The sequence below is a fragment of the Corallococcus interemptor genome, from assembly GCF_003668875.1.
Lineage (GTDB): Bacteria > Myxococcota > Myxococcia > Myxococcales > Myxococcaceae > Corallococcus > Corallococcus interemptor.
In genome coordinates, this window is sequence record NZ_RAWM01000035.1 from 1 (window position 1) to 13,264 (window position 13,264).

Genomic DNA, 13,264 nt, shown 5'->3' on the forward strand with positions numbered 1-13,264 from the left:
GCGGAGGCCTGGGGCGGCTCGGGGGTGGGCTCCGCCGTCTTGCAGGCGGCGCCAAGGACACAGGAGGCGGCGAACAGGGCCAGTCGCTTCAAAGCGTTCTCCAGCTTGGACAAGGGGTGGGAATCCGGCGCGCATCAACCCCTGATGCGCGGGGGCATTCCAGTGGCAACGCCTCCGCGTGTGACAGGGCCGCCCCTCGCTGTCCACCATTGAAGCAATGGCATTGCCCCCCAGCGAACGGCGGCGCCCCGCGAAACGTCCCTTGCGTGAAGAAGGGACGCTCCCGGGGCGCGCGGGACTGCCGGTGAAGCGGTGGGCGCGTCAGTCGTCCTTGCCGAGGATGCCGTCCTTGAGGCCGCTGTCCACGGGGTCCTTGCCCAGCCACACGGAGAAGAGCGCGTCCGCGAAGTCCTTGCCCTCCACGTCGATGGACTGCCCGCCCGTCACCTGCACGGTGGTGCCCTTGCCCGGCACGTAGGTGAGGTTGAGCTCCTGGCCCTCCTTCACCTCCGCGGGGATGGCGTTCTTGAAGGTGTCCAGGCGCGCCTGGAGCTTGGGCATGTTCGCGCCCGCGCTCTTCTTGAAGCCGTTCTCGATGGCCTCGGTGATCTGCTCCTTCTTCAGGTCGCGCTTCATGAACATGCGCACGCGCTTCACTTCATCCGCGTTGAGCAGCGCGGTGGCGTCCTGGGTGGGGTTCTCCACGTACAGGCCCAGCGTGTAGACCTTGAAGATGGCCTTCTTGCGCAGGCCCACGCCGTTGAGCTTCAGCTCCTTGCCGGCCACGGTGGCGGTGTCCGGGTACTTCACACCCGCGATGTCCTTGGCCATGACGGGCGCGGCGAGGGTCAGCGACAGCAGCACGGCGGTCAGCGTCTTCTTCATGGAAAAACCTCCGGGTGGGTTTCCTGCGCGATGTTGGACGCAAACCTACCCACGCGTCTTCACCAAAGGATCCACGAAGGGCGGCCGCGTCTTGACGTACCGCGGCGAAGCGCCCGGAAGACGACGTTTCCCCGCGTGGCAGCTCCAGGGTCCCGGCGCAAAGGCAGACGCAAATCGAGACATTGTCTCAGCCTGCCCTGGAGGTAGACGCGACGGGCTGGATTAGTGGCTCATTTCGCCTGAACTCTCCAGCAACCACCTGAAATCACTTTGCTTTTTCTTCCGACCAGATCGTCCCGGAGGCACGAAACAATAATTCGCATTTTATCGACAAACATTTCAAACACTGGCTTCGGAGTTTGAAATGACCATCCGCCCTCTCCTCGCTTCCCGTTCCCCCCGTCCCATTCCCGTGTCGAACCCCGCGCCGGGCCTGGCTGCCCGCGCTCCTGTCGCCCATCGCGGGCCGGACAGCTTCGAGCCTCGTGGGCCCGCCCTTCCGCGGGCGCCGCTTCCTTCCGTGGAGGACCTGCGCGAGGCCGTGCGGCGCTCCAAGCTCAAGGACGCGGCGGAGGCGCTTCGTAAGGCCGCGGCTCCGCCGGCTCCGGCGACGACGACGTACACCATCCAGCCGGGCGACACCGTGGGCGACATCGCCTGGAACCTGATGCAGCAGGGCGTGCCAGGGCCAGTGGAGGCCATCGCGAACCAGATCGTCCAGCTCAACGGCCTGGCCAACCCGGACCTGATCATCGCGGGTGAATCGCTCCAGCTGCCCACCGCTCCGGGCACTCCGCAGGCTGGCGGTCCCGTCGCTCCGGGCAGCCCCGGCGGGACGGCGCGTCCCGGCGAGCGCTACCCGGTGCCGTCCATCAAGCAGATGTCGTCGGAAGGCACCGAGGACGACTGGAACCAGCAGTCCAACTGCGGCCCCACCACGATGGCGATGATCCTCAAGGGCTACGGCATCGGCACGGACCAGTCCGACGGGGCGTTCATCAACCAGCTGGGCCAGGGCGTGGGCATCACTTCGGCGGGCGTGGGCTACGCGGACATCCAGCGGATGGCCTCGAACAATGGCCTCTCCTCGGAGGTCAACCCGGGGACGGACGTGGGCTGGATTGAACAGCAGCTCGCGTCCGGGAACATGGTGGCCGTCAACGGCGAGAGCCACGTCATGCTGCAGAACGAATCGCCGCCGTTCACCTCCGGCAGCTTCAGCGGCGGGCACTGGATCGCCGTCACGGGCATGACGCCCGAGGGCAACTTCATCGTGCATGATCCGTCCAGCACCGTGACGGAGCTGACGCCCGCGGAGCTGCAGCGCTTCCTCGGGGAGCACCAGTACGGCGGCTACTCCGTCTCCATCCATCCGCCCCCGGGCGTGGCTCCCACCGATGGGCAGGGACAGGCGCTGGAGTCCGTGCGGCTGGCGCCGGGGGCCATGTCGCTCGCGGAGTCCGGCTTCGCGGGTCAGGGCGAGTTCCTGATGCGCATGGCCCAGAAGTACGACGTGCCCATCGACCTGGCGCTGGCGATGCTGTGGAAGGAGTCCCAGTGGGGCACCGCGGGTGCGTCCGTCGGGGCCAACAACCCGGGCAACCTCAAGTTCGTGGGCCAGGAGGGCGCCTACGAGGCCTTCACCTCACCGGACGCCTCCGGCAGCTTCGCGGGCTGGCCCACGCTGGAGCAGGGCATCGAGGCGTACTTCAAGCTGCTGGGGACGCACTATCGAGCCGAGCTGGACAGCGGGAACTGGACGGCGCTGATCAACCGCTACGCGCCGCCGGTGGAGAACGACTCCAGCCTGTACGTCCAGCAGGTGAACGACTACGCGGCCGAGGTCCGCCGTCGGCTCGGAATCGGGTAGGCCCCGGCTAGACTTCCCTGCCCCATGGAGCCGTCCGCCCCCGCAGACGCCATCTACCTCCAGGCCCGCGCCGCGTGGCCCGGAGTGGAGCTTCCGCGCGAGGACTTCCTCGCCCACCTCGCCGCGCGGACGGCGGCCTCCGGAGGCGCGCCGGTGCCCCACGCGGAGGACCTGTTCCTGGCGTGCGCCTGCGCGCGGGGGGTGACCGCGGCGCTCGCCCACTTCGAGCGCGTGTACCTGCCCGCCGCGCGTCAGGCCCTGGTCCGCCGGGGCATCGCGCGGGACGTGGTGGACGAAGCGCTGCAACGGCTGCGGGAGCGGCTCTTCCTGCGCCGGCCGGACGGGCCGCCGCGGCTGGCGGAGTACGACGGCCGGGGACCGCTGGAGGCGTGGGTGCGCACCGTCGCCCTGCGCCTGGCCATGACCGAGCTGCGCGAGCGTGCGGCGCGTCCCGTGGAGGCGCTGCTGCCCACGCTGCTGCCCGCGGAGGACCCGTCCTTCGCGGCGCTCAAGCATCGGCACCACGCGGACATCGAGGCGTCCATCGCCGCGGCGCTCGCGTCGCTGGAGCCGCGCCAGCGCACCATCCTGCGGCTGCACCTGGTGGAGAACGTGGGCGTGGAGGACATCGGGCGGGTGCACGGGGTGAGCCGCGCCACCATGACGCGCTGGCTGAAGGACGCACGCGACACGCTCGCGGAACGGACCCACGCCGAGCTGCGCCGGCGATTGAACGTCGAAGACCCGGAACTGCACAGCCTGGCCCGGTCGCTCCTGAGCGGCCTGGACCTGAGCGTGCGCCACCTGCTGCGCTGAGCCCGCCATGACCTGCCCGGACGAGAACACCCTGCTGGCGTATTGCGCGCACTCGCTCGGCGCGGAGGAGGCGCGCGTGGTGGAGGCGCACCTGGATGCTTGCTCCACGTGCCTCGCGCTGGTGGCGGAGGCGGCTCGGGGCAGTGAGCCCTCCACCCTCCCGGACGTGAAGGCGGTGCCCGACACGGGCCGTCTTCGCGTCGCGGACGCGGAGCTCCAGCGGGGCACCGTGCTGGGCCGCTACGTCGTCATCGACCGGGTGGGCTCCGGCGGCATGGGGGTGGTGCTGAGCGCGTACGATCCGCAGCTCGACCGCAAGGTGGCGCTCAAGCTGGTGCGCTCGCTCCAGGGCGAGGGCGCTCGGGAGCTGGAGCAGCGGCTTTTGCGTGAGGCCCAGGCGGTGGCGCGGCTGTCCCATCCGCACGTCATCACCGTCTTCGACGTGGGCACCGTGGACGGCCGGCTCTTCATGGCCATGGAGTTCGTCGAGGGCCGCACGCTGCGCCAGTGGCGGAAGGAGCAGCCGCGCACATGGCGCGAGGTGCTCGCGGCGTTCCGGCAGGCGGGGCAGGGGCTGGCGGCGGCGCACGCGGCGCACCTCATCCACCGCGACTTCAAACCGGACAACGTGCTGGTGGACGGTCAGGGCCGCGTGCGGGTGACGGACTTCGGCCTCGCGCGGCTGCCGGAAGGCACCATGGCCTTGCCGCCGCATGCGCTTCCGGAGGGCATCACGCCCACGCCCGGACTGGTGGACCTCACCCGCACGGGCTCTCTCATGGGCACGCCCGCGTACATGCCGCCCGAGCAGTGGAAGGGCGAGCCCGGCGACGCGCGCGGCGACCAGTTCAGCTTCTGCGTCGCGCTGTATGAAGCCCTCTTCGGCGTGCGCCCCTTCGCGCGCGGACAGCCACCGGACTTCAGCCGCATCCAGGCCCCACCGAAGGAGACCCGCGTGCCCGCGTGGGTGCGCCGCGCGGTGGTGCGCGGGCTGAGCGTGTCCCCGGCGGACCGCCATCCGTCCATGGACGCGCTGCTGGAGAACCTGTCGAGGACCCCGCCCCACAGGCGCACGTGGTGGGCGCTGGGCTCCGGTGCATTCGCGCTGGCGGGAGCGCTCATGCTCGTGTCGAAGGGCGCGCCCTCTCCCTGCGACGGCGCTCCCGCGCGCCTGGCGTCCGTGTGGAACCCGGCCCGGGCCACGAAGGTGACGCAGGCCCTGGCCGCCACCGGAAGCCCGCTGGCCTCGGAGGCCGCCGAGGCCGTGGCGCGCAACCTGGCGGACTACGCCCACGACTGGGAGGCGGGCTACACCCAGACGTGCCAGGCCACGCGCGTGCGTCAGGAGCAGCCGGAGTCCGTCCTCGCGCTGCGCATGGCGTGCCTGGATTCTCGGCTGCAATCGCTGGGTGTGTTCGCGGACGTGCTGGAGCACGCGGACGCGGCGCTCGTGGTGAGAGCGGCCGAGGCGTCGCAGAAGCTTCCGCGCGTGTCGGACTGCTCGCGCGTGGAGTCACTGCTCTCCGTCGTGCCTCCTCCGGAAGGCCCCGGCGTGGCGGCGAAGCTGGCGGACGCGCGCACGAAGCTGTCCCGCGCGCAGGTGCTGCTGGAGACGGGGCGTTACGCGCAAGGGCTGGGAGACGCGCAGGCCGCGCTCGCGGTGGCGCGCGAGCTGGCGTACCGGCCGCTGGAAGCAGAAGCGCTCCACGCCATGGGCTGGTTCGAGCTGCGGTTGGCGCGCTACGCGGAGGCCGAGCAGCGCTGGACCGAGAGCATGCGCGCGGCGCTCGCGGGCAGGAACGACCTGCTCGCGGCGCGCTCGGAGACGGACCTCGTCTTCGTGACGGGCTACGAACTGGAGCACGCGGACCGGGGCCTGGAGCACGCGGCCCAGGCGCGCGCGCTGCTGGAGCGCACCGGCCCCGCGGAGGAGGTGGAGGCCCAGATTGAACACAACCTGGGCGCGGTCGCCTTCGGTGAAGGACAGCTGCCCCAGGCGCGCGACCACTTCCAGCGCGCGGCCGCGATCCGCGAGCGCGTCCTGGGCGCGGATCATCCGGACACCGCGAAGAGCCTCAGCAATGTCGCCCGGCTGAGGCTGCGGCAGGACGCGCCCGTCGAGGCCCTGGCGCTGTACCAGCGGGTGCTCGACATCCAGCGCAAGCGGCTGGGCGCGCGACATCCCGCCGTCGCGGACACGCTGGTCCTGCTGGGCGAGGTCCGCCAGCGCCTGGACGGTCCCGCCGCCGTCGTGCCGCTCTACAGCCAGGCCCTGGAGATCCGCACCGCCATGCTCGGGGAGACGCACCTGGACACGGTGCGGCTGCACAACCAGCTGGGCCGCGTCCACGAAGCGATGGGCACCTTCGCGCTCGCCCGTCAGGAACATGAGCGCGCGCTCGCGCTGACCGTCCAGGCGTTCGGCGAGGACCATGTCGAGTACGCACTGTCGCTCGAGTCCCTGGCCCAGATGGAGGAGCGGCAGGGCGCGCTGCCAGAAGCCCTGGCGCGCTACGCGAAGGTCCTGGCCCTCCAGGAGCGTCTGTCCGGCCCCAGGAGCGGTGCCGTGCTGCGCGTGCGCGAAGAGCAGGCGCGGGTGATGCGCAGGAGCGGACATGCACGCGAGGCCGCGGCGGAGCTGGAGCAGGTGCTCGCCGCGCGCGAGGCCACCGATGGCCCCCGCCACGCGCTGCTCGTCTCGGCCCTGACGGAGCAGGCCCGGACCTGGCTGGACCTGAAGGAGCCGAAGAAGGCTCGCGCCGCGGCCGAGCGCGCACTGGACATCATTCGACCGCTGGGCTGGAGCGCGGTGCGCACCGCGGAGCTCCAGTTCGAGCTCGCGCGCGCACGGTGGGACGCAAGCGAGGATCGCCCCCAGGCCCTCACGCTCGCGGCCCAGGCACTGCTCACCTTCCAACAGGGCGGCCCGACGTGGCGCACGCAGGCTGAAAACGTCCAGCGCTGGCAGCAGACCCGGCGGCCCTCCCCTGCTGCCGCAACTCGCTGATCGCTCCCTTGGATAATGAGAAGACTCTCCCCTCCTGGAGTGGCCATGAGCTTCCTCTCCCGCCTCAAGCCCTTCCCCCCTTGCCCGCCCGTCACGCCGAACCGCGTGCGTCCGGGACACGGCGGCCTCCAGCCGCCCAAGAGCGGACACGTGCGCCAGGATCCCTCCGGGCCGGGCGGCCAGGGCGTCGTCGTGGATGTCTTTGATCCGAACCGGGTGGCGATGTTCTCCGCCCCGCAGCCCACCCAGAGCCTGGTGGGCAATCCGCACACGGCGAAGGGAGACCCGAGCGGGACGACTGGAGGCCGCGGCGTCGTCGTCGGGACGATGCTCGAGTTCCTGCGGATGCTCCGGCGGGCCGGCATCCCCATCGGGCCCCCGGGGACGCCTCCCCCGAATCCCTACACCTGACGCGCGGGAAGCAGCACCAGGCCGTCCTTCGCGAAGCGCACCACCTCCGCGTGGACGTCCTGCGCGGACATGCCCGTGGCCTGGACGACGGCCTCCTCGGACAGGCCCTCCACGGCCATCTTCAGCACCAGCAGCGCGGGCGGAGTGGCCTCCATGTAGAAGGTCACCAGCCGCTCCGGGTGGCGCCAGAGCAGCGCCAGTTCCTCGCCCTCCACGGGCGCTGCTTCCGCGCCCCGGGACCGCACGAACGCGCAGAGCCGGTAGGGCTGCTCCAGCACCATGAGCGTGGGGTTGGGCGTCAGGCGGTCCACCGCGTCCGGGAGGTCCTCCTCGGAGGCGAACACCGCGAAGTCCGTCCATTCGAAGCGCGCGAGCGCGGGCAGGAACGGCGGCAGTCCCGTTGGGGTGGCGGCGTCCGCGACGAAGGGCGCGAAGCCCTCGCCCAGGCGGTTGAGCTCGTAGTGCCGCGCGGGACGCGTGCGGGTGTAGCCATCCACCAGCGTGTCCCACGCCTCCGGCGTCAGCGCCTTGCGCGTCAGCGGGAAGAGCTTCTCCAGCGTGGAGCGCACGTGGCCGCGCACGAACTGGCCGTAGAGCGCCATGCGCTCCGGATCCACGTTCCAGCCCGGGTGCGACGCGGACAGCTTCAACAGGCCCTCCGCTCCCGGCGGCCCGGCGAGGTACGCGTCCATGCTGTCGAAGAAGTGCTTCAGCGACGGCTTCATCGCGCACCCTCCGCGAGCACGGCGCGCGCCAGGTCGGCCTCGTCCAGCACGGCGTCCAGGGACGGGATGCCCTGGTCCCACTCCATCAGCGTGGACACCGGGCCGGTGCGCTCCAGCGTGTAGCGGTACAGCGCCCATACGTCGTCGCAGACGCGGTCGCCGTGCGTGTCGACGAGGACCGTCTCGCGCACGTCGTGGCCGGCCAGGTGGATCTGCACCACGCGCTCCAGGGGCAGCGCGTCCACGAAGGCGCGCGGGTCGTAGCCGTGGTTCTTCGCGTTGACCCAGACGTTGTTCACGTCCAGCAGCAGGCCGCAGTCCGCGGCCTCCACCACCTGGCGCAGGAAGTCCGCCTCCTTCAGCGTGCCGCCCGGCATGGCCGCGTAGTAGCTGGGGTTCTCCAGGAGGAAGGGGCGCTCCACTCGCGCCATGACTTCGCGCACGCGCGGCACCACGTGCTCCACCGCGGCCTCCGTGAAGGGCAGCGGCAACAGGTCATGCAGGTGCACGCCGCCCAGGCGCGAGTAGCACAGGTGGTCCGAGAAGAACGGCGCGTCCAGGCGCTTCACCAGCGCGGCCAGGCGGGTGACGTAGTCGTCATCCAGCGCGTCCGGCCCGCCGATGTTGAGGCCCACGCCGTGCGGCAGCAGCGTCCAGCGCTCGCGGCACGCGTCCAGGGCGCGCTGGGAGCGGCCGCCCAGCGTGAGGAAGTTCTCCGGGATGATCTCCACCCAGTCCAGCGCGCGCGCCGTGCGCGGCAGCGCTTCGTAGAAGTCGCGTCGCAGCCCGATGCCCACCCCCAGTGGCTTCAACCCATGGCGCTCTGCGTAGCGGGGGGACGGCATGCGGCGCTTCTCCTGTGAGACGGGTGGATACAACACGGGCGGCAGGAAGAACGCTTCCCGCCGCCCGCGAGCCTGGGAGGAGACCTGACGCGCAGGCCCTCCCGAGGGGATGACTACTTCTTGCCGCTGCAGGAACCGGCGCCGCAGGAGCCGGCGCCGCAGCTGCCCTCGGCGCCCTTCTCCGGGGTCGCGGCGGGGGCGGCGGCGGGAGCAGCACCGTCGGCCGGGGCCGCGCTGGACTCGGAGGCCTCGGGGGCGCCCGGCGTCGCGGCGTGCACCTTGCTGCCCTCGGCCGCCTTGTTGGACGCACAGCCGGTGGCCAGCGCGCCGAGGGACAGGGTGCCGACAACCGCCGCAAGAGCCTTCACGTTCATGGGGTGCTTCCTTTCGTACCGCGTGGGGGTGTGACTACGGGGGGACAACGGACCTCATCTACGAATGCCGCGAACCTCGCGGATGCATGCGATACGCGACATCCAGGAATCGGTTACGGCGCGACGTCCAGTGCTTCACGCAACGCACTGCCCGGCGCAGCATGGAGCTGGACGCCACCTGGGTCAATCTTGACGCCGAGGTCTTCCAGCAAAGGCTTCAGCTCCGCGAAGGCAGGCTTCGGCAGGTGGCGGGCGAGCAGCGCGTCGAACAGCGGCTGGCCCGCGACCGTGTCCACGGCTTCACCGAAGCTCTTGAGCGTCGCGGTGGGGCCCCGCGTGGCGAGCAGTTCGAGCACGTCATCCAGACGCGCGCGGCCGTTCGTCACGCGCCTCAGCTCCACGTCCAGATGGAGCGCGAAGAGCGCGCCGGTCCAGTAGATGCCCATGTAGTTCCCCTCCTCGGCGACGACCTCCTTCATGGGGCGTGAGCGCGCGGCGGCCTGGCCTCGCGCGAAGCCGTTCGCCAGCTCCTGCCAGGCCTGCTGGGACGTCTGGCGTCCGGAGCGCACGCGCGCGAGCTCCGTGTAGTAGGTGGCCAGCCCCTCGGTGAGCCAGGCCTCCCGCGGCACCAACGGGGGATGCGTCAGGTGCAGCAGCTCGTGGATGGCCACCCAGTCGCGGGAGAAGGACGCGGCGGTGGCGTCCTGGCCCACGAGGATGGAGATGCTGGGCGGTGAGCTCCACTGGGTCATGCCGAAGTCGCCGGGCGTGGACTTGCCGGGGATGGGCACGACGCGCACGGTGATGCGCGGGTACGGGAACGCCTTGCGCACGGTGAGTACTTCACGCCCGGCCTGTTCGAGCCACGCGCAGACCTCCGCGTCCTTCAGGTGCGTGAAGCGGCCCAGCAGCGCGACCTCCAGCACGGACTCGCCGACGTGCGCCTGGCACCGCCTGCCGCCGAAGGCGTGGAAGCCCGCGTCGATGAGGTCCTCGCCGCGCAGATGGTAGACGCCCTTGTCATCGGGCTGCCAGGGCAGGAGCGCGTCCGTGCCGGACACGGTGAGGTCCGCCCGCATGTCGGGAGTCACCTCGCGAGGGGTCAGCAGGTAGGCCTTGCCGGCCACGTGCCACGCGTCCCCCTCCCCCATGCCTCCGAACAGGTGCCGGCCGCCGCCCCCACGGGAGAATGCCAACGGGTAGTGATAGCGGATGACGCGCGTCCCCCTGGGGACCTGCACCGCGCCGCCCGTCTGGGGGAAGAACTCGAACCGGGTGCCATCCTCGGCCGTGGCCACCAGGGACTCCACCCGCCCCGGCTGCCGGAAGAGGAAGTTGAGCGGATACGCCCGCGGAACCGACCCCTGGAACGACCGTGGGAGGAAGACCTCCACGTTCAGGCGCGGCGTGGGGTCGTTCGTGTAGAGGATGTTGTAGCGGAGGGGTTCCGCTTCGTCCCACGGAGCCGCGAGGGGCGAGGAGGCACAGGCCCCCAGCATGAACGCGAGGCAGAGCAGCCCCGCGCGAGTCATCCACGTCTTCATTGCGTCCCCTCGGTCTGTCTCAGTGGGGCTTCTTTGGCGCGGCGCCAGCCTGGCGCTTCCGGGGCGATTCCTTCTTCACCTCCCCCGCGGCGAGCAGCGCGCGCGCCGCGTCCAGAATCTCTCCCGCCAGCGGCTGCGTGGCGGTGGCCCGGGCGAGCGTCATCGCGCCGAAGCACAGCGCCACCGTGGCCAGCATCTGTTGCCGGGGTGTGGCGCCCTCGCGCGCGGGCAGCTGCACCTGGGCCTGGCCCACCAGCTCTTCCAGCCCCCGCCCGAACGCGGCCTGCACCTCCGGCGTCGCGCGCGTCAGGTCCGACAGGAGCGACGGCATCATGCACGCGGTCTCCCCCGTGTCCCGGTCGTACTGGTTCAGGTAGCGCCGCGCGAAGCGCTCCAGGAACTCCGTCCCCCGCACGTCTCCCAGGCCCGCGAGCCAGCGCGTCCGGTTCGCGTTCATGAAGGCGCGCAGGGACTCCGCGAGCAGCGACTCCTTGGAGGCGAAGTGCGCGTAGAAGCCGCCCACCGTCAGGCCCGCGGCGCGCATCACCCGCTCCACGCTCGCACCGCTGAAGCCCTCCGCGCGGAACAGCTTCTCCGCCGCCGCGAGGATGCGCGCGTGCGTGGCCTGCTTGTGTTCAGCGGTGTAGCGCATCGCCCCTACTCCTTGCCGCCCGCGCCCGGCGGCCGGAACACCATGCACGTCGTGGTGCCGTGCGCGTAGAGCGTGCCCTTGTCGTCCACCAGCCGCCCCTGCGCCGTCGCCACGCGGCCGCCCAGGTGGATGACCTCTCCCCTGCACAGCAGCTGTCCCGTGTCGTGCGCGATGCCCTTCACGTAGTTCACGTGAAGCTCCAGCGTCGTGTAGCCCGCGCCCACCGGCAGCATCGTGTGGATGGCGCACCCCATGGCGGAGTCCATCAGCGTCGCGGCCAGCCCGCCGTGCACCATGCCAATGGGGTTGTAGTGGTGCTCCCCAGGCTTCACCGCGAACACCACCCGCCCCTCCTCCACCTCCACCGGAGAGAAGCCCATCAGCTCCGCGATGGGCGGCGCCGGCAATTCCCCGCGCTGGATGGCGCGCAGGTACTCCAGCCCCGACAGCCGCTTCGCCGCGGAGGCGCCCTCCCGGGGGTCCCTCCACGTCACCGTCCGCGTGCGCGGATTCTCAGCCTGCTCGCTCATCGGGGCTCCCTTGGACTTGAACTGATGGAAGGATGGTCATAATACCATCCCGTTCAATGCTTGGGGTCAAGGAGCTCGTGATGGGACAGCGGCGCGTCGTCGTGACGGGAATGGGGCTCATCAGCCCGTGTGGCATTGGCGTGGAGAAGAGCTGGGACGCGCTGGTCAACGGCCGGAGCGGCGTGGGCCCCATCACCCTCTTCGACGCGAGCGCGCTCGACTGCCGCTTCGCCGGCGAGGTGAAGGGCTTCAACCCGGAGGACTACATCGAGCGGCGCGAGGTGCGCCGCATGGACCGCTTCGCGCAGTTCGCGGTGGCCGCGTCGGACATGGCCCTCCAGGACTCCGGGCTGGTCATCACGGAGGAGAACGCGGAGCGCGTGGCGGTCGTCGTGGGCTCCGGCATTGGCGGCATCAGCAGCCTGGAGGAGACGCACAAGAAGGCGCTGGAGAAGGGGCCGGACCGGATCAGCTCCTTCTTCATCCTCCAGATGATCATCAACATGGCGCCCGGCTACATCTCCATGCGCCACGGCATCAAGGGCCCGTCCTGGTCCACCAACTCCGCGTGCTCCACCAGCGCGCACGCCATCGGTGAAGCGATGCGCGGCATCCAGCGCGGCGAGTTCGACGTGGCGCTGGCCGGCGGCGCGGAGGCCCCCATCTCCATGCTGGGCGTGGGCGGCTTCGCCGCGATGAAGGCCCTGTCCAACCGCAACGACGCGCCCCAGGCGGCCAGCCGCCCGTTCGACAAGGACCGGGACGGCTTCGTGCTCGCCGAGGGCGCGGGCCTCCTCATCCTGGAGGAGTACGAGCACGCCCGCGCCCGGGGCGCCCGCATCCTCGCGGAGCTCACCGGCTATGGCGCCAGCTCCGACGCGTACCACGTCACCTCGCCCGCGCCCGGCCACGCGGGCGCCCAGCGCGCGATGAAGGCCGCGCTGAAGGACGCGCGCCTCAACCCCGCGGACATCGGCTACCTCAACGCCCACGGCACCTCCACGGACATCGGCGACGTGCTGGAGATGGAGGGCATCGCCAGGGTGTTCGGCGACGCGGCGAACCAGCTGGCCATCTCCTCCACCAAGTCCATGACGGGCCACATGAACGGCGCGGCCGGCGCGGCGGAGGCGGTCATCAGCATCCTCGCCCTCACCCGAGGCGTGCTGCCCCCCACCATCAACCTGGAGAACCAGGACCCGCGCATCCTCCTGGACTGCGTGCCCAACACCGCCCGTGAAACACGCGTGGACGCCGTGATGAGCAACTCGTTCGGCTTCGGCGGCACCAACGTCGCGCTCGTGTTCCAGCGGCTCCCTGAGTCCCGTTAATCCTCTGTAAAAATTCTGGCGCTTTTTACTGACTTTTCCCCAGTGCCTGTCGCGGCGCGTCAGTCAAGGGTTGACAGCGCGGGTCCCGGGCGCCACCGCCGCACACCGGGACCGCCTGAAAGCACCGTGATTACATGGGATTACGTCCCTGTAAGGCCAGGGTGGAGGCAGTCAACCCTTCGCGCGTCGCCTGCGGGACAGCGCTGCGGCGATCCGAAAACGTTGATTGCAAATCGGTAAATCGGTTTGCAGAGTGGATCCAGAGACCCGGCGT

General features: G+C 70.7%; 12 protein-coding genes. 5 read left to right on the forward strand and 7 right to left on the reverse strand.

The genetic code is table 11. The annotated features are described in order from the left end of the window. Window positions 1-321: 321 nt before the first annotated feature. Window positions 322-885 carry a chalcone isomerase family protein gene (locus D7X96_RS15430; RefSeq protein ID WP_120552149.1) on the reverse strand — a complete coding sequence of 188 codons (564 nt, stop codon included), beginning with the start codon at window positions 883-885 and terminating at the stop codon, window positions 322-324. 520 nt (window positions 886-1,405) lie between these two features. Here D7X96_RS15430 and D7X96_RS15435 point away from each other — a divergent pair. The 4 genes from D7X96_RS15435 to D7X96_RS15450 are packed head-to-tail and all read left to right on the forward strand — an operon-like array spanning window position 1,406 to window position 6,989. Next, complete coding sequence (locus D7X96_RS15435) at window positions 1,406-2,755, forward strand: glucosaminidase domain-containing protein (RefSeq protein ID WP_158626463.1); 1,350 nt, start codon at window positions 1,406-1,408, stop codon at window positions 2,753-2,755. Between the two features lie 24 nt (window positions 2,756-2,779). Continuing rightward, complete coding sequence (locus D7X96_RS15440; protein ID WP_120552147.1) at window positions 2,780-3,571, forward strand: sigma-70 family RNA polymerase sigma factor; 792 nt, start codon at window positions 2,780-2,782, stop codon at window positions 3,569-3,571. 7 nt (window positions 3,572-3,578) lie between these two features. Then, window positions 3,579-6,578 (forward strand): serine/threonine-protein kinase, encoded by a 3,000-nt coding sequence (locus D7X96_RS15445; protein WP_121770066.1) that lies wholly within the window; start codon window positions 3,579-3,581, stop codon window positions 6,576-6,578. A gap of 45 nt (window positions 6,579-6,623) precedes the next feature. Continuing rightward, window positions 6,624-6,989: a hypothetical protein gene (locus tag D7X96_RS15450; RefSeq protein ID WP_120552145.1), complete on the forward strand. Its 366-nt coding sequence runs from the start codon at window positions 6,624-6,626 to the stop codon at window positions 6,987-6,989. Here the strand turns inward: D7X96_RS15450 and D7X96_RS15455 are convergent. The 6 genes from D7X96_RS15455 to D7X96_RS15480 all read right to left on the reverse strand — a co-directional run bounded on the left by D7X96_RS15455 (window position 6,980) and on the right by D7X96_RS15480 (window position 11,659). Then, window positions 6,980-7,714, reverse strand: a complete 735-nt coding sequence (locus tag D7X96_RS15455; protein ID WP_121770067.1) for an HvfC/BufC N-terminal domain-containing protein — start codon at window positions 7,712-7,714, stop codon at window positions 6,980-6,982. The two genes, D7X96_RS15450 and D7X96_RS15455, sit on opposite strands and share 10 nt — an antisense overlap. Beyond that, the gene (gene bufB, locus D7X96_RS15460) at window positions 7,711-8,559 is read right to left on the reverse strand and encodes an MNIO family bufferin maturase (RefSeq protein ID WP_121770068.1); all 849 of its coding nucleotides are present in this window, start codon (window positions 8,557-8,559) and stop codon (window positions 7,711-7,713) included. The genes D7X96_RS15455 and bufB overlap by 4 nt, the downstream gene beginning before the upstream one ends. A gap of 113 nt (window positions 8,560-8,672) precedes the next feature. Continuing rightward, a complete protein-coding gene (locus tag D7X96_RS15465) occupies window positions 8,673-8,933 on the reverse strand; it encodes a hypothetical protein (protein ID WP_120552142.1) in 261 nt (86 codons plus the stop codon). A 113-nt stretch (window positions 8,934-9,046) separates the two neighbouring features. Next, window positions 9,047-10,477, reverse strand: coding sequence for a M61 metallopeptidase family protein (locus D7X96_RS15470; RefSeq protein ID WP_121724648.1), 1,431 nt, complete (start codon window positions 10,475-10,477; stop codon window positions 9,047-9,049). 19 nt (window positions 10,478-10,496) lie between these two features. Continuing rightward, window positions 10,497-11,129, reverse strand: a complete 633-nt coding sequence (locus tag D7X96_RS15475) for a TetR/AcrR family transcriptional regulator (protein ID WP_121770069.1) — start codon at window positions 11,127-11,129, stop codon at window positions 10,497-10,499. Between the two features lie 5 nt (window positions 11,130-11,134). Next, a complete protein-coding gene (locus D7X96_RS15480; RefSeq protein WP_121770070.1) occupies window positions 11,135-11,659 on the reverse strand; it encodes a PaaI family thioesterase in 525 nt (174 codons plus the stop codon). Between the two features lie 80 nt (window positions 11,660-11,739). On the opposite strand from D7X96_RS15480, the gene fabF reads away from it, so the two are divergent. Continuing rightward, a complete protein-coding gene (gene fabF / locus D7X96_RS15485; RefSeq protein ID WP_121724650.1) occupies window positions 11,740-12,990 on the forward strand; it encodes a beta-ketoacyl-ACP synthase II in 1,251 nt (416 codons plus the stop codon). Window positions 12,991-13,264 lie beyond the last annotated feature (274 nt).

Bases quoted from the DNA above. Each gene is read 5' to 3' on its own strand.
- D7X96_RS15430 (WP_120552149.1), bottom strand. From the start codon at position 885: ATGAAGAAGACGCTGACCGCCGTGCTGCTGTCGCTGACCCTCGCCGCG.
- D7X96_RS15440 (WP_120552147.1), top strand. From the start codon at position 2,780: ATGGAGCCGTCCGCCCCCGCAGACGCCATCTACCTCCAGGCCCGCGCC.
- D7X96_RS15445 (WP_121770066.1), top strand. From the start codon at position 3,579: ATGACCTGCCCGGACGAGAACACCCTGCTGGCGTATTGCGCGCACTCG.
- D7X96_RS15450 (WP_120552145.1), top strand. From the start codon at position 6,624: ATGAGCTTCCTCTCCCGCCTCAAGCCCTTCCCCCCTTGCCCGCCCGTC.
- D7X96_RS15455 (WP_121770067.1), bottom strand. From the start codon at position 7,714: ATGAAGCCGTCGCTGAAGCACTTCTTCGACAGCATGGACGCGTACCTC.
- bufB (WP_121770068.1), bottom strand. From the start codon at position 8,559: ATGCCGTCCCCCCGCTACGCAGAGCGCCATGGGTTGAAGCCACTGGGG.
- D7X96_RS15465 (WP_120552142.1), bottom strand. From the start codon at position 8,933: ATGAACGTGAAGGCTCTTGCGGCGGTTGTCGGCACCCTGTCCCTCGGC.
- D7X96_RS15470 (WP_121724648.1), bottom strand. From the start codon at position 10,477: ATGAAGACGTGGATGACTCGCGCGGGGCTGCTCTGCCTCGCGTTCATG.
- D7X96_RS15475 (WP_121770069.1), bottom strand. From the start codon at position 11,129: ATGCGCTACACCGCTGAACACAAGCAGGCCACGCACGCGCGCATCCTC.
- D7X96_RS15480 (WP_121770070.1), bottom strand. From the start codon at position 11,659: ATGAGCGAGCAGGCTGAGAATCCGCGCACGCGGACGGTGACGTGGAGG.
- fabF (WP_121724650.1), top strand. From the start codon at position 11,740: ATGGGACAGCGGCGCGTCGTCGTGACGGGAATGGGGCTCATCAGCCCG.